13 protein-coding genes and 1 pseudogene are annotated in these 17,550 nt (G+C 35.4%); 6 read left to right on the forward strand and 8 right to left on the reverse strand.

Annotated elements, in window-relative coordinates:
- From C7B62_RS12675 to C7B62_RS12710, 8 genes and pseudogenes are all read right to left on the reverse strand, one after another.
- Window positions 1–950: pseudogene (locus C7B62_RS12675) on the reverse strand (ABC transporter ATP-binding protein); the annotation flags it as partial.
- A 27-nt stretch (window positions 951–977) separates the two neighbouring features.
- Entirely contained in the window at window positions 978–1,844 is an 867-nt protein-coding gene (locus C7B62_RS12680; RefSeq protein ID WP_106236607.1) for a hypothetical protein, read from the reverse strand.
- A gap of 115 nt (window positions 1,845–1,959) precedes the next feature.
- A complete protein-coding gene (locus C7B62_RS12685; RefSeq protein WP_158260674.1) occupies window positions 1,960–2,121 on the reverse strand; it encodes a lasso peptide in 162 nt (53 codons plus the stop codon).
- Between the two features lie 186 nt (window positions 2,122–2,307).
- Window positions 2,308–4,326, reverse strand: a complete 2,019-nt coding sequence (locus C7B62_RS12690) for a lasso peptide isopeptide bond-forming cyclase (protein ID WP_106236611.1) — start codon at window positions 4,324–4,326, stop codon at window positions 2,308–2,310.
- Between the two features lie 54 nt (window positions 4,327–4,380).
- On the reverse strand, window positions 4,381–4,689 hold the full coding sequence (locus C7B62_RS12695; protein ID WP_106236613.1) for a PqqD family protein: 309 nt from the start codon (window positions 4,687–4,689) through the stop codon (window positions 4,381–4,383).
- A 215-nt stretch (window positions 4,690–4,904) separates the two neighbouring features.
- Window positions 4,905–5,369, reverse strand: coding sequence for a lasso peptide biosynthesis B2 protein (locus C7B62_RS12700; RefSeq protein WP_106236615.1), 465 nt, complete (start codon window positions 5,367–5,369; stop codon window positions 4,905–4,907).
- Window positions 5,370–5,405: 36 nt separating this feature from the next.
- Window positions 5,406–6,551, reverse strand: coding sequence for a glycosyltransferase family 4 protein (locus C7B62_RS12705; RefSeq protein ID WP_106236618.1), 1,146 nt, complete (start codon window positions 6,549–6,551; stop codon window positions 5,406–5,408).
- A gap of 10 nt (window positions 6,552–6,561) precedes the next feature.
- Window positions 6,562–7,926: an ATP-binding protein gene (locus tag C7B62_RS12710; RefSeq protein ID WP_106236620.1), complete on the reverse strand. Its 1,365-nt coding sequence runs from the start codon at window positions 7,924–7,926 to the stop codon at window positions 6,562–6,564.
- Window positions 7,927–8,924: 998 nt separating this feature from the next.
- Between C7B62_RS12710 and C7B62_RS12715 the strand changes: the two genes are divergently transcribed.
- The 6 genes from C7B62_RS12715 to C7B62_RS12740 all read left to right on the forward strand — a co-directional run bounded on the left by C7B62_RS12715 (window position 8,925) and on the right by C7B62_RS12740 (window position 17,519).
- The gene (locus tag C7B62_RS12715) at window positions 8,925–10,085 is read left to right on the forward strand and encodes a glycosyltransferase (RefSeq protein WP_106236622.1); all 1,161 of its coding nucleotides are present in this window, start codon (window positions 8,925–8,927) and stop codon (window positions 10,083–10,085) included.
- Window positions 10,086–10,095: 10 nt separating this feature from the next.
- Window positions 10,096–12,387 carry an exopolysaccharide transport family protein gene (locus C7B62_RS12720; RefSeq protein ID WP_106236624.1) on the forward strand — a complete coding sequence of 764 codons (2,292 nt, stop codon included), beginning with the start codon at window positions 10,096–10,098 and terminating at the stop codon, window positions 12,385–12,387.
- A gap of 17 nt (window positions 12,388–12,404) precedes the next feature.
- The gene (gene hepC, locus C7B62_RS12725; protein ID WP_106236626.1) at window positions 12,405–13,337 is read left to right on the forward strand and encodes a heterocyst development glycosyltransferase HepC; all 933 of its coding nucleotides are present in this window, start codon (window positions 12,405–12,407) and stop codon (window positions 13,335–13,337) included.
- Between the two features lie 324 nt (window positions 13,338–13,661).
- The gene (hepA, locus tag C7B62_RS12730) at window positions 13,662–15,518 is read left to right on the forward strand and encodes a heterocyst formation ABC transporter subunit HepA (protein ID WP_106236628.1); all 1,857 of its coding nucleotides are present in this window, start codon (window positions 13,662–13,664) and stop codon (window positions 15,516–15,518) included.
- A gap of 53 nt (window positions 15,519–15,571) precedes the next feature.
- A complete protein-coding gene (locus C7B62_RS12735) occupies window positions 15,572–16,420 on the forward strand; it encodes a sulfotransferase (RefSeq protein ID WP_106236632.1) in 849 nt (282 codons plus the stop codon).
- 67 nt (window positions 16,421–16,487) lie between these two features.
- Window positions 16,488–17,519: a glycosyltransferase family 4 protein gene (locus C7B62_RS12740; protein WP_106236634.1), complete on the forward strand. Its 1,032-nt coding sequence runs from the start codon at window positions 16,488–16,490 to the stop codon at window positions 17,517–17,519.
- The last annotated feature ends 31 nt before the right edge of the window (window positions 17,520–17,550 follow it).

A 17,550-nucleotide genomic window follows, 5' to 3' on the forward strand; every position in this document is an offset into this window, starting at 1 on the left:
GTCAGAGTAGCTTTTAAATTGTTCTGACCTCGTTGCAGAGCCTGATAATAGAGAACTAAATCACCGAGTAATAAAACTCCTTGAATAGTTTGATAAATAATTAAACCAAAAACTATGAAGATAATAATGCCTGCAAAAGCTTGGGCTAAGAAAAAGGTTGTGGAACGTTTAATCGAAATTCCTAATTTTTCTTTATAAAGCTTACTTCTAATTTTGTCGTACTCATTACTAAACCAATGACCTAAATTGAAGAGGCGAACTTCTTTGGCAAACTGTTCATTGGTTAGCATCCACCCTAAGTACATCGACTGTCTTTCTAATTGAGTGCGTTTACGCTGCCAACTATACATAGTCCGAGAATACTCCATCCTGACAAAGACTGCTGGAATAGTCGCTACTAGCAAAACACCAATAATCCCCCAATGTAGAGATACTAACAACCCCACCATGGCGATTAAGGAGATAAAATTTTGCACTAACTGAGCAAGACGAGTTAGAATTTGCGGTGGTCGATAGGGAGCTTCTTGCTGCGCTCTTTGTAGAGCGTCGTGATATTTGGCATTTTCATAGTATTCTAGGTCTGCTTCTATTGATTTAGCATGAATAATACCCTGCATATAGTCAGTTACTTTTTGAGCATGGGCTGTATTTACCAGCTCATTTAAGGATTGGCAGAAACTATCAACAATCGTAGCAACTCCTGCTAAGACAATTAGGGGTAAAACTTGAGCGAAAACTTGCTCAGGATTACTGGCTTTGAGGTTGATAGTTACTGTATCAATAATTAGTTTAGCCAGATAAATCAACGCCAAAGGCATCAATCCTTGTACTACTACTAGAGCTAGTCGAGTAATTGTCCAACCAGGACTACTTTGCCAAACTAAACGTAGAGCTGGTAGAAAGCGAATCGCCACTTTAAATTTCTTTTTAACAGTTTGGCTAATTTTCATGATTTAAGAGGCAAAAGAGTACTTTCTTTATATTTGGTTTAGGTCTTCTTTTATTGACATTACTAACTCAGGGAGTTCTGATAGTACAAATTTGCGTTCTAATTTAAAGATAGGTATGTTGCTAACCAAGTTAGCGCACTGTTGAAAATGAACTTGCTCTAATTCCTGATGTTTCAAAGCTTGGACAGCACGAGTATGACGAACTAATTCCATGAAAGCGTTTTGGGGAGAAAAAAGAGTTATTTTGTTGCGATCGCCATGAGCTAATACATAAATTCGTTTCAAAGGGTAGGGTTGATTGACAAACCCATGTCCTAGCTGATGTACTCGTTTTTGAGTTAAAGGATGCAGAGGAGATAGAGTACCGCGATCAAAACCTAATGCTTCAGCAGAATCTGATCTTAATTTGATACTGGGAAAAGAGGGAATAACTAAATAAGGATTAACCTTGGTGTTAATTGCCATTACATCTTCAGTCAGAACACCATATCCTTCGCGATGCAATGCTGAAGCAATAGTTGATTTACCTGAACCTGAAGAACCAAGAAAAGCAATTGCCCCACCTTCTACTAATACACAACTAGCGTGTAAAACTAGGAATCCTCTTTGTTGTAGTAGTACCACCATTGCTGAACCTAAAATACAAGGACACAACACATTTTCACTTATTCCTACCTCTGGATTGATAATTATTTCTTGACCATTTCTAATTAAAAATTCTCCTACTCCAGGAAGTTTTCCTAATAAATGATTTTGATCTTTGAAATAATTTAGCGAATATTTTTTTAGGTTTTTAATAGTCACAATTACGTCTGGTTTACCATCATGTTTAACTGACGCTAATAACGTGGTTTCTGATTTTATAATTAATCCATAGGCAGTTGAAGTATGCATAAGTGTAGTTAAATCATTTTTATTAAATATTTAAGAAAAGGGAGAATAAAAAATATTCTCCCTTGTTTATTAAATTGATGTATTTTATGTATTTAGATTTTACTAATTTTACTAATTAAGTATTAATAGTAACATCTCCAGAACCATCAGTTGGGATACCCAGAGTAGTTCCATTAACAATAATAGAATCCTGAACTGGAGACGGACCTCTTGCTTGAGTAACAGTATCAATATTACCGTAAGCAGTTAGCTTGGGAGTTGAATATTTTGTTTTCATTTGCATTCTCCTTGTGAATAAATATTCACTATTTAATATACAATATTTTCCTTTAAAAATCAACTTTTTTAATTATAATAGAGCAATAAATTAAATATCGATAACTCAAAAATACAAGTAATTATGTAGAATAACTTATTGTAAAATAATATCAAAAAATAGTTTAACTTGCTATTAATAAAAATCTTAATCTTTGTAATTCATCATGATTGCAAGCCATAAAGATAGAGAAATACTAGCCCAGATTTTAATGATTATATTTTCTGTAATTTTTCCTTCGTTAATTGAATTTTGATACATTGACTTTAAATGGGCAATGTCTACAAAATCGGCAATATTTTTTGATTTAATTATCATTGCCTCTTCTAAAATTTTCTGGTCATACTCCAATAAACCTTTAATCATTCCTGGAGTTATATCAGTTTTATCGCCTCGCCATTGAATTTTAGGTGGAAGGATACTATCCATTGCTCTTCTCAAAACCATCCTTGACCAACCTTGATTTAGTTTTTGTGTTGCGGGTAAAGCCAAACAAAATTCAATCAATCTTTTGTCCATAAAGGGATGACGAGATTCAATTCCAAAAGCAGCAGCATAAGCATCCAATCCTTCTAAAGGAATCGAAAACAATCCTGAAGTTAATTCCCGCCAGTGATGCTCTTTTTGTGTCCATGGTGGATCTTTGGAACGATCAAAAGATTGTACGCGCTCGCTCAATCCAATACGTTGAGCAAAATCAGGGTTAACTAGAGGAAAAGGATTAGATGGAGTGCGTTTAGATCGATTGAAATAACGTAATTTCTGTTTAATTCCATCGGGAACTATCGCTTTGAAACCATAGTTAAGCCAAAGTCGGCGATGGGAAATTTCAACAGCTTCACTAATTTGATGAACAGCTTGCCAAAAAGCCAACCATTTTCCTGTTCTAGCTAGTTCTTTTAGAACAGGTAATCCATAATGACGTAAAAGCTTAGTAGGTGACTGATTAAAGTTTTTAGCTAAAGCTGTTCCTTCGACTAAAAAGGCTTTCCATTTTCCTGCTCTAGCTAATTCACTTAAATAATAAACCCCGTGGGAAACGGTGCTATCGCCATCAAAACCATTTAAACTAATACGTACCCCAGCTTCTCTGGTAGCACGGTTCAAACCCCAAACTAGATAGCAGTTACCAATCAGCGATTCATCACAATATTTAAAAAAATTTTGCCATTCCGATAGAGGTCCTGTCTGGTCGGGATGAACAAAATGGGGGATGAGATCCCCCTGAGCAATTACTGTTTCAATATAATTACGTTCGTTGGATTCTGGAACACTATCAAAGATGTTAGAAAAAGTATGAAGTCGCTTTCCTTGTTCCTTTAATAAATTCTTTGCCACACAAGTAATTGAAGAAGAATCTAAGCCACCACTTAGATGAGAACCAATAGGGTAGGCACTCCGCAAACGACATTGAACAGCTTCGGTAAATATTTCTAAAAATGCTTCGGCATATTCTTGATCGGAATTAAGTCTTATTTCTTCACCAGGTTCAAGCGACCAATAACGATGTAGCGTAAGCTTCCCTTTTCGGTTTATAGTTAATGTATGTGCAGCAGGAAGCCGCCAAATATCCTGATATGATGTGATGCTTGGGTCTTCTAAAGTAGAGGTTAAGTAATCCCCAATTCTAACTTCGTTAAGTTGGAAGGGAACATCAGCTAATCGAACTATGGCTTTGATTTCAGAAGCAAAAACAAAAGTTTGATTTGCTTGATGGTAATAGCAAAATGGTTTTACCCCAAAATGATCTCTGGCGCAAAACAGTTTTTGTTCGCGTTTATCCCAAATGGCAAAAGCAAAATCACCTAACAACTCTTGAGGACAATTTTCACCCCATTTATAGTAAGCTTTTAAAATAAGCTCTACATCGGTAATTTTTTCAGCAGCGAGATCTCTTAAATCCAGACGAGAAATCAATTCGTCGCGATTGTCAATTCTGGCATCAGCAGTAATTACGCAGTTTCCATAATCATCAGTTAATGGTTGCTTCTCCAGTAACGATTCAGGAGTAGTCCAAAGCAGACGATGACCCAAACCAACGTTATCTTGACACAAGATATCAGCTCCATCTGAACCACGATGAGCTAGAGTATCTGACATCTTTTGTAAAACATTTGATTCGGCTGGCTGACCATCAAAATAATAAACACCGAAAATTCCGCTCATAATGCATATTTGAAAAAAGTGTTAATATTTAAGTTGCTGCACAATAACAATAATTTAATTAAGAATTTCTTCTTCGCTTACTTCAAGTAATTTCGCTGCTTGCATTTCCCTCAATATTGATTGAAGATCTTGCTCTGCTTGTTCTGGAGTTACTTCGTATTCCTCTAGAATTAAGTCAAGTAATTTTTCTTTCGTTTGGGGTTGTTGTAACCACTGCCAAATATCGACTCCAACTGAATTAAGACCGTAATAAACTCCAGATTCTAGGTCGAGAATAACTGCCTCATCAGCAATTTCTGAATACAGATGGTTTTGGGATATTTTATAAGTTGTAGATTGATTCGTAGTAATTTTAATGCTCATGTTTCCTTCAGGCTCACTTACGCTACGTAATTAGAATAAGTAAATAAAAATGCTTTACTGAAGCTTATTCGAAATACCTTTTAAATATAGGTTGTAGATAAGTAACCAAAAAGTAAGATCACTATAATTTTGAAAGTTTTTATGGTTACACAAACAATTGCAATACCTTGCTCGATCGCTCTTTTCCACGATTACTTCATCAACCTTGGGAAAAGCTAGACTTGCATTAAACGAGGAGTAATCTTGGCAATATCAGCGCGGTCATTTAGCACTTTGCCGTTGTAAGTAACCCAAGCATGACCCATATCTTCTCCCCAGCCAATTTCCAGTTGAGCATTAATTCCCCGTGCTTGCAACCACTGATGTAAAACTAGGGAACGATGTAAACATTTAGGGCCCAGAGGATGAATTTTGGCTGTCCAAGCGATCGCGATCGCCCTTTGCCGAATTTCTCTGGTTATTTCTGAGTTTAAACTAGCTGGTTGAAGATCGGCAGGAACTTTTAACGCCTCTAGAGCCATCTCTTTAAGCCGACTATCTACCCACCATAGTTGCTTGAATGCCCATAGACAAAGTGGGATATACTTCGGCTTGGCGATCACTTTACCCAGTAACTGAGGAAATATCAAGAAAACTTTTATTATCTGGGAAGAGGCGATCGCATTTAAGATCATATTCATATTAGTTATCTGCTTTGCTACTTAAAATAAAAAATTTTAATTTGATAAAGCTTGTTCAAAACTAGCGAGGATAGTTTCCCAAGAAAAATTTTGTTGAGCATCAACATAACCTTGTTGACCTAAGGTTTTAGCTAGAGAAGGAGCTTTAATCAATTTTTCGATTAATTTGCCCAAGGCGATCGCATCTTCAGGGGGAAACAAATAACCATTTACACCATCTTTAATTAACTCTAATGCGCCCCCCGCAGCAGAGGCAATTACTGGCTTCTGAGCCAACTGCCCTTCGACAATTACCCTGCCAAAAGGTTCTGGTTCAGTAGAAGTATGAACTATAATGTCACAAGCTTTCATGAGAGTGGGAATATCATCCCGAAACCCCAACCAATGAACTCTTCCTTTTAATTCAGGTGTCTCAGCTAAAGTTTTAAGTTCAGTAACATATTCTTGTTCTCCAAATAAAGCTGTTCCGACTAGAAGCACATGAACTTTAGGGCTGTGTTTAATCGCCTCTAACAAAATATGCTGACCTTTCCAATAAGAAAAACGACTAAATAATCCTACTAAAAAACCATTGCCAATGCCTAATTGCTCACGAATTTTTTTGACATCATCGAAATTTACCAGGTCAAATTTCTGAGGATCAAAACCGTTGTAAACTACGCGAGTTAACTTCGCTTTTCCTCCAGCAACAACAAAAGCTTTCCCTGTAGCTTGAGAATTAACCAACACTTTAGCAGCAAATTGATTAGCTAAAAAAATCGCTACTAGACGATTAACTTGACTAAAATGCCCAGCTGTTAGGATATCGTGCAAATACCACAAAACTGCTGGACTACCTCTTAAAGAAGCTAAAGCTGCCGTAATAAAAGCTTTTTGAGAATTAGCTAAAATTAGATCGTAACCTTTTGCTTCTCGGTCAATATAACCTGCAATCTGCCAAAGTTCGGGGATCGTTACTAACGAGCTTAATCCTCCAGAAGTACGCAAATTGAGCATAGTGTTAGAAACAGGGGCAACCTGGACTTTAACTCCTGCTTGTTCTAGACGTTCGCGTAAAATACCATCTTGAAATAAAAGTACTTTGCTCGTATCTGCATATGCAGTTGCCAAGTCTAATAGACTAAGTTCAGCTCCTCCCATAACAGCTGTGTGATCGACAAAGAGAATTCTGTGTTGCTTCATCAAAATATTTTTAAAGAGCTAGTTGAACCAATTTTCTACGCACATAGCTTTTCATGATTGGCATGAGAGAATATTGGGAGTTGTCTTTTACCATGAGCGATCGCTTTTCTAAAGATGCAATACTCTTGTTAAATTTTATTTTAGATTGAGCATGTTTTAGATTGGTGGCTAAATCTTTTTGAGGGATTGGTTGACAAGATATTGCTAACCAAAAAATAATTTCTTTTTCTAGTTTTGATAAGCAATCTAGCTCTTGCTCTAATAAACTAACAATTTCTTCTACAAGACACAGCTCTTGCACAACTTGTTCTAAGTCTTCATGATCATCATGAAAAATATTCAAGTGAGAAGCAGTAATTTTTAATAATTGGGGATTACAATGCAACCTTGTCGATAAATCTAGTAGCTTTGTCTTCTCGATCTTAGTACTGTCTAAATTGGTAATTTGCTCAATAGTTGATTCTTCTAATCCTTGAAGATCGAGAATTTTAATCTGGTTCATACCATAGTATTCGAGAGACTTAGGCCTGACTCGGCTGGCGCAAATCATCAGACTTTGATGATTAGTAGCTATAATTGACCTTAAAAAGTGTCCGTAGTCTTCAAGATTTCGTTGATAGCAAATACCTACTTGATCGACTTCTAGAATAGATTCTAAATCATCTAATACGAGTAAAATTCTTTTCTGTTTTAAATGGTTAATTAACTGAGCCAGTAATGAACTTAAGTCTTGTTGGGTAAATCCTGAATTGCTGTGTTGGTCTTGGTTTTGACCGATTATTTTTAAAAAATTATTAGTTAATGTTGTTGGCGATAGCGAATTATTGAGTGAAAACCAGATAACATAATCAAATTGGCTCTGATTATCTTTGGCAAATTTAGTAATCAAACTAGTTTTACCACAACCAACCATTCCAGAGACTACAATACAGTTACAGTTTGAATCTTGACTCCAAGATTTTAAAAGCTTTATTTGTTTGTCTCTACCAATAAAATGCTCTGTATTAGGAGCTGTCGCCCAATGGTAAAATTCTCGTTTTAAAGATTCAGTAGATAGTACTTGAGAATTTTGATTGGTTAGCAATTCATCTCTCTTATTCACAACTATTGAGCAACTGATCTTCTGTCTCATATAAGGAACAAAATTACTCTTATTAATTTGCTCATTAAAAGCATTAGAAAGAATCTGCCACAAATTACAGCCTACAGTCTTAATGTATTCTGGATCGTAATTGTAATCACAAGCCATCTTAGAATATGTCTTGCCATTCCACACTTCTCTCAGTACTATTTCTTGAGTTGCACTCAGGTAGGTAGGACTGATAGTACGGTCTATTAAAGACAAAACAGAGTTAAAATCTATTGGATTAGTCATTGCGGATAAATGAAGTCTATGTAGAGCGTGGAAATAGATACATCTCTGAAAATAGATACAAACATACTTCAATTTAGTTTTTTAAGCACAGATAGTTGATTTTGTTAATAGTACAATGGTTATTTGTTAGCTACTATACTATTATGAAATATTTTGTTTCCTTACTTTTTTATATGTCAAAGTTGTGAATTTTTGACAATGGCAAGCTATAATCCATACAATATTGGTTTAGGAAAAACAGTGTTGTATGAACCGATACTTAAACTTAATTTAAATGGTTTTACTTGTGATTTCCCGAATAACATAAAACAATACATCGTTAGACCCACTAAAGTCAACTGTATTAAGTGATTAAATTAAGTGGTCATTTTTTCCTTGTGAGGACATTACAGCAGCACATATATATATATCAATTTAAATGGTTTTGATCAAGGTATTTCAATAAGCATGTACCTGATGGCTACTCGACACAAGTACCTCAAACCCTTTTTAAATATAAATTCTTTCTTTTGAGTGCAAAAGACACTTTTTGAGCAAGCGATCGCTTGTAAGCACTGACAAAATTTAATTTCAACGGAAAATATAGGATTGACATGGATGTGTCAGGTAGCCAGACGTGTATGTTGTGCTACAAGATTTACTTAAGCAATTGCACAGTCAGTTATTTTAGGGTTTTAATTTTGCCTCTTGATAGGGAAAACGCTTGTGCCACTAAGTATAATTACTCAGTGGTATAAGTGCGATACTCGTTCCCTATAACTTTCATATAACTTTTAAGTCACTTTAAAGAAATTATTTTTTTGATAGGTTTAACTTAACTGTTTATTTCTAAATATAAATACGGAGATTTAAAAACTTAAACTTCTTATAATCTCCTCTTATCGAAATAAATTGGATCAGCCGAAACAGAGAGTAAAGCGAAGTTTATAGTCTTACATGTTGAAGAATAAACGCAGACTAAGTAGCGAAATTTTGACAATAGATAATATCGGATATAAATGAAGGTAGCCTTAGTACATGACTATTTAACGCAACAAGGTGGTGCTGAAAGAGTTTTTCAGCTACTATGCAGCCTTTTTCCAGAGGCCGATATCTACACATCTCTTCATGATGTCAAAAATACCATCGAGCTTCAGGGACGTCCAGTGCAAACGACTTTTTTACAGAAGCTGCCAGGAACGAAAAAAAACTTTCGTTTGTTCGCGCCTTTTTACTATTATGCTTTTCGCCAACTAGATTTACAAAAATACGATTTGATCTTCAGCAGTACTTCGAGCTTTGCTAAAGGAGTAAGCAAAAAACCAGGAGCAATGCATATCTGTTTTTGCCATAATGTTACTCGTTTTCTTTGGAATACCCGAACTTACTTAGAAGAATATAGTGGTATTAAAAAATTCTCCCCTTTAATCAAGCCGATTCTGAAATTAATGAGACAGCAGGATTTGCTATATGCTCGAGAACCAGATTTATATATTGCTAACTCGACCACGGTGGCAGAAAGAATTGAGCGCATTTATAAAAGGAAAGCTTTAGTAATTAATTATCCTATTAACACTGATAAGTTTATATTTTCAGCCGAAAAAGAAGATTATTATTTAATTTCATCCAGAATGATTAGCTATAAAAGGCTAGATATTGCGATCGAAACCTTTAACTGGCTGGGGCTACCATTAGTCATTATCGGGGATGGTCCAGAACGGAAACGTTTAGAAGCGAATGCTTTAGATAACATCAAGTTTTTGGGTTATGTGGAGGATGAATGGCGCACTTACCTAATGGCAAAAGCCAAAGCGGTTATTGTGACCGCTCTAGAAGACTATGGTTTAGTGCCAGTTGAAGCTAATGCTAGTGGCACTCCAGTCATCGGATATGGTGCAGGGGGAATACTCGATACGCAAATTTCAGGTAAGACAGGAATTCTTTTTAATCCTCAATCCCCTGATGCCTTGCAGTTAGCAATTAAAGATGCAGAGGATCATCAATGGAATTATGAAGAAATTCGCAACCATGCGATCGCTAATTTTTCAGAATCAGTATTTTTTAAACAAGTAGTGGAGGTTATTCAAGAGTTTTGTGGTCGTTCAGTTTTAAACGACTTGAACCTTAATGAGAAGTGGTTAGAAGAACTAAATAATAAAAAAGCTATTACAAAAGTATAGATATCAAAGTATGGATCAAAATAATTGGGAAACAGAAACACAAGGCGACTTAGGGTATGGAGAGCTTTTTAGTAAGCTTTGGCATCGTCGCCTGTGGTTTATCGGAGCTTTTACGGGGGTATTAGCGATCGCGGTTCCTCTAGCTCTGCTCAAACCAGCTGTATATCAAAGCTATATGCAGATCCTAGCAGAATCTAATTATCAAGCTAAGGATCTTCAAGATAACCAACGAGACTCAGAGGAGCAATTTGCTGATGCCAATGTAGAGTTAGATTACACTACTCAAATTAAGGTTTTGACAAGTCATGAGATCCTGCAAAGAGTAGTTAATCAACTGAAGTTGAAAGACCAACGGTCAGAGCAGGCTTCGTCGTCTTACGGCGGAGTAATCTCTGACTCGGAAGCAACAACTGCGGCAATTATTGCAGCCTTGCGTGAATCTATTGGCGTGTATCAAGTTTTAGACGAAAGTACCGACTCGAATAAAGACTCAGCTACTAAAATTATTCAGGTAAGTTATGTTGGCAGTAGTCCTGTCGAAACCAAAAAAGTTTTAACAGCGATTCAAGAAGTTTATCTAAAATACAATCTCGAACAGCAGGAAAAGCGTCTTCGGGATGCACTCACTTTTATTAATCAGCAAATTCCTCAAGCAAGAAAAGAATTAACTCAAACTGAGACAAATTTGACCAAGCTTACTAAAGAGAACAACCTTGTCTCTCCAGAAGCAGAAGCCACTTCGGTCAAAGAAAATATTAGACAAATTGCTCAAGAAAGAGAAGCATTAAAAGCTCAAGTGGGTGAAATTGCTGGAAGTTCTTCAGCTCTTCAAGAGCAGTTGGGTGTGTCTGTTGAAAATGCTTTGGCTTTATCTCGCCTTAGTCAATCCCCCCGATATCAAAACTTGTTAAATAACTTGAAACAAATGGAGCAGGATCTTGCCACTCAACAAACTAAATTTACTAATTATAATCCAGCCTTAAAAAGTGCGATTGAAGAGAAAAAAATTCTTCAAGATTTATTATCCGAGGAAGCAGAAAGAATATTGGGAGAACTACCTCCTAACTTTAGTAGCGATTTAAAATTGCTTCAAAAACAAGGATTGGTTGGTAGTGATACAGGGATTGCCAATACGGTTAATGACTCCCAAGCAAGATTGACAGGTATTCGTCAACGAGATTTGAGTTTGGCTCAAACTGAAGCAGCACTTAAGCAGAGATTGGTTGGTTTTCCCGAACTAATTTCTCAGTATAGAAATTTAACCCAAGAATCCGAAATCAAGCGACAAGCCGTGCAAAGACTGTTAGAAGCTAAACAGAAGCTAGAAATAGAATTAAGCCGAGGTGGAAATAACTGGCAAGTAATTGAGCCACCCCAAGCAGGATTACAAATTGCTCCTAATTTAGCTAAAGATTTATTACTTAGTTTGGTAGTTGCTAGTTTTGTGGGTGGATTTGCAGCTTTTGTCAAAGATTTTACTGATGAGACAATTAATACATCTAAAGAAATTGAACGTCGAACTAGTCTGCCAATTCTAGGTACTGCTCCTGGATTATCAATTTCATCTTCTAATAATTTACTAACTCGGCTTCCATTTAGATCTATTTCTAGTGATACTAGTTCGATCCAAAATGTAATTCAGTGGCAACCATTTAGAGAAGCGATCGATTTAATTTACGAAAATCTTAAACTAGCTTATTTAAATTCTTCTTTAGTTGGATCAGCTCTAAAATCGATCGCCATAACTAGTGCGGTAGCTGGAGAGGGAAAATCAACTTTGACCCTTGGTTTGGCTTTAAGTATTGCTAGGGATCGACAAAAAGTTTTGGTTATTGATGCCGATCTTCGCTCTCCCAGTTTACATAAATCTTTTGCTCTAACTAATTTATCTGGATTAACAAACTTTTTAGGAGGAGAAATCAGCCTTCCCCTGATTCATCAAGTTTCGCTGTCGGGGGCAAGGATAGACTTAATTACATCTGGCACTATGACTGAAGACCCTGTCAAAATACTTAATTCTTCGAGATTAGGGCGTTTTATTGAACAGCAAAAAGAAAATTATGACTTGATTTTAGTCGATACTCCTCCCGCGATCGGAATGGTAGATGCAATTAAAATTGCGTCTATCTGTGATACCTCTTTAATCGTATCGCGCTTGAATAAATCTAAAGTTTCTAAATTTTTAGAAGTTACAGCTTTGTTTGGCAAATTAAATGTCTTAGGAATTGTCGCTAATGATTCCCAAGATGTTGCCAAAGCATATGGAAAAAGACCTAAATACCTGTTACCTCAGCAAGTTTAATCACACGGAGAATATAAATGACTGCCAGTATTTTAATTCAAACATCTAAAGTACTCAACTTGAATATTGGTTCATCAAAACAAGAAAATTACTTACCTATTTGCGATTTGAAATGGAGACAAAAAAATCTTTGGATTAAAAATATTGCTGACCAAGGTAGTTATAAGTTCCCAGCTTTAACCAGAAAGCAGTGGTTAGAAAATTGCCTATGTAATTCTTGGTTAAAAAGGGTTTGTATCGATCCAGAATTGGGTGAAAAATCGATTAAACTCTGGGCGGATACTTGTAAGCGAGCAGGTAAGCCAATTTTTTTGCGTATTACTTCTAACAATCATTTACCTAGCTGTCGCCAGACTGTTTATTGGAGAGCAAAAAGAATTTGTGATTGGTTAATTAGTGCAATTATTTTGTTGGTTATTAGCCCTTTAATGTTGCTAGTTGCTTTATCAATTAAATTTAACGGTTCTGGTCCTATATTTTATTGTCAATGGCGAGTTGGAACAAGAGGTAAATTGTTTAAAATCTATAAGTTTCGGACTATGACTGTAGATGCAGAGTTAAAACATCATGAAGTAATGAAGGCTCAGGAAGGATTGCACAAAGTTGAAAATGATCCCAGGGTTACTTTTGTTGGTAAATGGTTGAGAAAGTATAGTCTTGATGAATTGCCTCAGTTAATTAACGTCTTAAGAGGAGAAATGAGTCTAGTCGGTCCTCGACCTTGGGCTTTATATGACGCATTACGGTTAGGAAAATTAGGCAAGCAGAGATTGAATGCTTTACCTGGTATAACTGGGGCATGGCAGGTGGCAAGTCGTTCTAATCAATTAAATTTGAATGATGTGACTAAATGTGATTTAGAATACTTGTATAGTTGGTCTTTAATTCAAGACTTAAAGATTTTGCTAATGACTGTGCCTAAAGTTATTTCTGGGTTTGGTGCTTATTAACTTTGACATCATTCTAAGAAGTTGCCAAAAAAATATAAGTTGCTATTGTTACATTGAAGTAACCTTAATCCCTATAGCTTGGGGGACTTTCGATTATTCACCTCTCAAGTTTGCCAGCCTGGAGACACTTAATAGTTACTTAGATATAACTATCAAACCAGGCATTAATGTATCATAATCAGTTTCAACAATGAACACCAAAATTTTTAAGTTCTTATTTGATGAAATTCTTCAAGAAAAATATTCAAACACAAAGCTTTCCATAGAAAAAAATATTGGTAGAGTTCTTGCTACTTTTTTTGGTAACAAATTAACACAATCGCTATGCTGATTCGTCCTAAAATTCCAATTGCTATTCGTAAATTGCTGAAAAGTACCAGCTTTTGGCATGACAACTTTATCATTCTCAGAGAATTTAAAAATTTTCGTAAAATTGCAGTTATCGCCTTAACTTGTACTTTACTGGGTGCTTTGTTTGAAGGAACTACTGTTGGCTTAATTGCTTCTTTTTTGCAGGTATTAACTACTCCTGAAAAGCCACCGATTGAAACTGGTATTGTTTGGTTTGACACTAGCTTATTGGCAACGCAGGCATCTCCATCAGAACGAGTTTATCGACTAGCTGGTTTTATTCTAATTACGATTTGGCTGCGATCGCTTTTAAACTACTTTGGACTTTATTATTCTCGACTAGCTCAATCTAACCTATGTGATCATTTGCGTAAAAGGTTATTTGAGCAACTACAGAGCTTGAGTTTGAGTTATTACTCGACGAGCCGTTCGGGATCTCTCATCAATAGCTTGACAACAGAAATAAACCAACTAAAACAAGCTTTTAATGTTTTTTCTGGCTTGATTAACAAAAGCTTCTCGCTGATAGCTTATGCAGCTTCAATGTTTTGGCTATCTTGGGAACTTTCTTTGGCGGCAATTGCGCTATATACTCTTCTGTCAGTAGGACTTTCAACGCTGATTCGTCGTGTTCGTCAAGCGAGTTTTGCTGTACCACAAGCTAATGGCAAACTTTCTTCAATTGCTATTCAGTTCATCAATGGGATTCGGACTGTTAAAGGTTCAGCATCTGAAGACTTTGAAAGGAGAAGGTTTTACCGCTCCAGTGTAGAGATAATTCAAAAAGAAGATAAAGTTGCAGCGATTTCCTCCTCAGTACTACCTCTAGCTGAAGGATTTGGTAGTACGATTTTAATCGTCATGGTAGTTGTTGCATTTAATCTTTTTATTTCTAAAGGTAATTTGCAAACGGGTTCGCTACTTACTTTTATGTTTGTGTTATTACGGATGATGCCCCTGGTATCTCAAGTTAACAACATGAGAGAAAATTTGAGTCGTTTTCAAGGTTCAATTAATAACATTCAAGAACTATTAAAGGTAACTAATAAACCTTATTTAATTAATGGTCATCTAGAATTTAAAGGACTACAAGAGCAAATAAGTTTTTTAACAGCTAATTTCGGTTATGAGCCAGCTCGTTTGGTTTTAGAAGATATTAATTTAATTATTGAAAAGGGTAAAGTCACAGCATTAGTCGGCGGCTCAGGAGCTGGCAAGAGTACTTTAGTCGATCTTATTGCTCGTTTTTACGATCCGACAAAGGGTTCGATTTTACTAGATGGAAAAAACTTAAAAGATTTTGATATTGCTTCCGTTCGTCGCAAAATGGCGATTGTTAGCCAAGATACTTTTATTTTCAATGCCTCAGTGAGAGAAAACATTGCTTATGGTTTGGAAGAAATTAGAGAAGAAGATATTTGGCAAGTTGCGAAGTTAGCTCATGCCATTGAATTTATTCAAGAATTACCAGAAGGTTTAAATACAATACTAGGCGATCGCGGAGTCAGGTTATCAGGTGGTCAAAAACAGCGTATTGCGATCGCTCGTGCTTTGCTTAGAAATCCAGACATTCTTATTTTAGACGAAGCAACCAGTGCCTTAGATTCGGTTACGGAACAGTTAATTCAAGAATCATTGGAAAAATTATCTAAGGGACGGACTGTAATAGCGATCGCTCATCGTTTATCTACTATTGCTAAAGCAGATAAGGTTTTCGTACTAGAGAAGGGAAAAGTTGTCGAACAAGGTAATTATCAACAACTATTAGCCTTAGAAGGAAAGTTTTGGAAGTATCATCAGATGCAGCATAGAACATTCCAAATTTCTTGATATTTGAACTTAATTAATTCTTAAACTTTTAATTTTCTCCTAATACAAAAGTCATGAAAAATATAGATAATTTCATTTTAATAATCGGCTCTATGAAATCTGGTACCACTAGCTTATATAATTATTTAGTTCAGCATCCACAAATAGCCAGTTGTGTTCATAAAGAGCCGAATTTTTTCGCTTTTGATCATCATTGGAACAAAGGATTTGAATGGTATTCAGAATTATGGGAGGATTGGGACAAGAATAAGCACGAAATTGCTTTAGAAGCTTCTACTAACTATACTAAAAAACATTCTTACCCTTATACAGTGGAAAGAATAAAGTACATAAAAAGTAAATACAAAATTAAATTTAAGTTTATTTATCTAGTTAGAAACCCGATCAAAAGAATAGAATCTCATTACACTTATGCAATGACTACTAATGACCTGATCAACTTAAAAAAATTGTCTGAAGGGATAGACGATGATTTAATTGAAACTTCTAAATATGCTAGACAAATTAGCGAATTTTACAAGGCTTTTTCTCAAGATCAAATTTTGATGCTTGAGTTTGATGAATTAAAAAATACCCCTAATAAAACTTTATGGCAAGTTTGCAGTTTTCTAGACATAGAACCAAATTATCAATTTAGGAATTTGGATAAAGTTTATAATCCTACTTACTCACGAATTATGGATGTACCCTGGTGGATCAAACTTAAACGAAACAAGCTAGCAAAAAACGTGAGTACTGTTTTTTCACAAAAGCAAAAAGAGAAACTGAGATTGCTAATTGGTGGTCGTAGAATAGAACGCAAATTCGAATTATCTACTCAACAAAAAAAATCAATTAAAAAATTGCTCAAAGAAGATTTAGAAACATTAAAAAGCAATTATGGAATCAACTTAATGGATTAGTAACTAATATCAATTATTTTCAAAATTTTTATTATACTCTTGAACACGCTATGTTGCAGGAAAAGACATGTCATTAAAGATAGGTATGGTTTTTGCCGATTTACCCCAAGAAGGAAAAAAACCTGGTGGAGTTTCTGTAGTTATCCATGAACTTGCTAATGCGCTAGTTCGGGCAAAGAATTTTGTGAGAATATATACTTACTCTTCAAAGCCACACGATGCCTTGTATGAAGTAGTTAATCTAAAACCTTTGATTAATATGAAATTATCGAGGCGTCTTTTTCTACCCTTTCAACTAATTTTTCTTGATTATCAAGATCTAGATTTGCTACATTTGCATGGAGAAGATTGGGCTTATCTGAAACGAGATATTCCCACCATCAGAACATTTCATGGCTGTAGTCTTAATGAAGCGCAATTTGCTGATAATTTAAAATCTAAATTTATCTTCAAAGTCTATCATTATCTTGAAATATTGGCACGAAAGCTAGCCAACCTATCTGTAGGCATAGGAGATGATACAGTAGCATTGTTGGATGTCAAACACATTATTTATAATGGATACACCAAAGCTTTATACTATCCACCACAGCACAAAGCTAATAAACCAACTGCAATTGTAATCGGAACTTTGCAAGGACGTAAGCAATCTATATTAGCCATTGAATTATTACTAAAAATAAAAAAGGAAATACCAGAATTAGTAATTCATGCAGTAGTTGATCAACCATATAATCATCCAGATGTTAATAATTGGATTGGAGTGTCTAGTGAAAAGTTAGCTCAGTTGACTAGAGATTCTTGGATTGGAGTTTCAACAACACTTTATGAAGGATTTGGTATCTATTATTTAGAATGGATGGCATCAGGAACCATCCCTGTGACTTTTGAAAATGTAGGCATTAAGAATTTGATCAAAAATTACCAAGCAGGTATTTTTTGTGAAGATACCAATGATATGTACCATAAAGTACTGTCTATTTTGCAAAATTCATCTTCTAGAATTGCTTATTCTCGTAATGCTATTACAGCATCTAAATCTCTAAGTTGGGATGGAATAGCAGAAGAATACATAAAGTTTTACTCTCAACTTATGTGAAATAGTAAATAAAAATTATTCTTTTTATCTA

The sequence above is a fragment of the Pleurocapsa sp. CCALA 161 genome (assembly GCF_003003995.1).
Taxonomy (GTDB): domain Bacteria; phylum Cyanobacteriota; class Cyanobacteriia; order Cyanobacteriales; family Xenococcaceae; genus Waterburya.

Bases quoted from the DNA above. Each gene is read 5' to 3' on its own strand.
- C7B62_RS12680 (WP_106236607.1), bottom strand. From the start codon at position 1,844: ATGCATACTTCAACTGCCTATGGATTAATTATAAAATCAGAAACCACG.
- C7B62_RS12685 (WP_158260674.1), bottom strand. From the start codon at position 2,121: ATGAAAACAAAATATTCAACTCCCAAGCTAACTGCTTACGGTAATATT.
- C7B62_RS12690 (WP_106236611.1), bottom strand. From the start codon at position 4,326: ATGAGCGGAATTTTCGGTGTTTATTATTTTGATGGTCAGCCAGCCGAA.
- C7B62_RS12695 (WP_106236613.1), bottom strand. From the start codon at position 4,689: ATGAGCATTAAAATTACTACGAATCAATCTACAACTTATAAAATATCC.
- C7B62_RS12700 (WP_106236615.1), bottom strand. From the start codon at position 5,369: ATGAATATGATCTTAAATGCGATCGCCTCTTCCCAGATAATAAAAGTT.
- C7B62_RS12705 (WP_106236618.1), bottom strand. From the start codon at position 6,551: ATGAAGCAACACAGAATTCTCTTTGTCGATCACACAGCTGTTATGGGA.
- C7B62_RS12710 (WP_106236620.1), bottom strand. From the start codon at position 7,926: ATGACTAATCCAATAGATTTTAACTCTGTTTTGTCTTTAATAGACCGT.
- C7B62_RS12715 (WP_106236622.1), top strand. From the start codon at position 8,925: ATGAAGGTAGCCTTAGTACATGACTATTTAACGCAACAAGGTGGTGCT.
- C7B62_RS12720 (WP_106236624.1), top strand. From the start codon at position 10,096: ATGGATCAAAATAATTGGGAAACAGAAACACAAGGCGACTTAGGGTAT.
- hepC (WP_106236626.1), top strand. From the start codon at position 12,405: ATGACTGCCAGTATTTTAATTCAAACATCTAAAGTACTCAACTTGAAT.
- hepA (WP_106236628.1), top strand. From the start codon at position 13,662: ATGCTGATTCGTCCTAAAATTCCAATTGCTATTCGTAAATTGCTGAAA.
- C7B62_RS12735 (WP_106236632.1), top strand. From the start codon at position 15,572: ATGAAAAATATAGATAATTTCATTTTAATAATCGGCTCTATGAAATCT.
- C7B62_RS12740 (WP_106236634.1), top strand. From the start codon at position 16,488: ATGTCATTAAAGATAGGTATGGTTTTTGCCGATTTACCCCAAGAAGGA.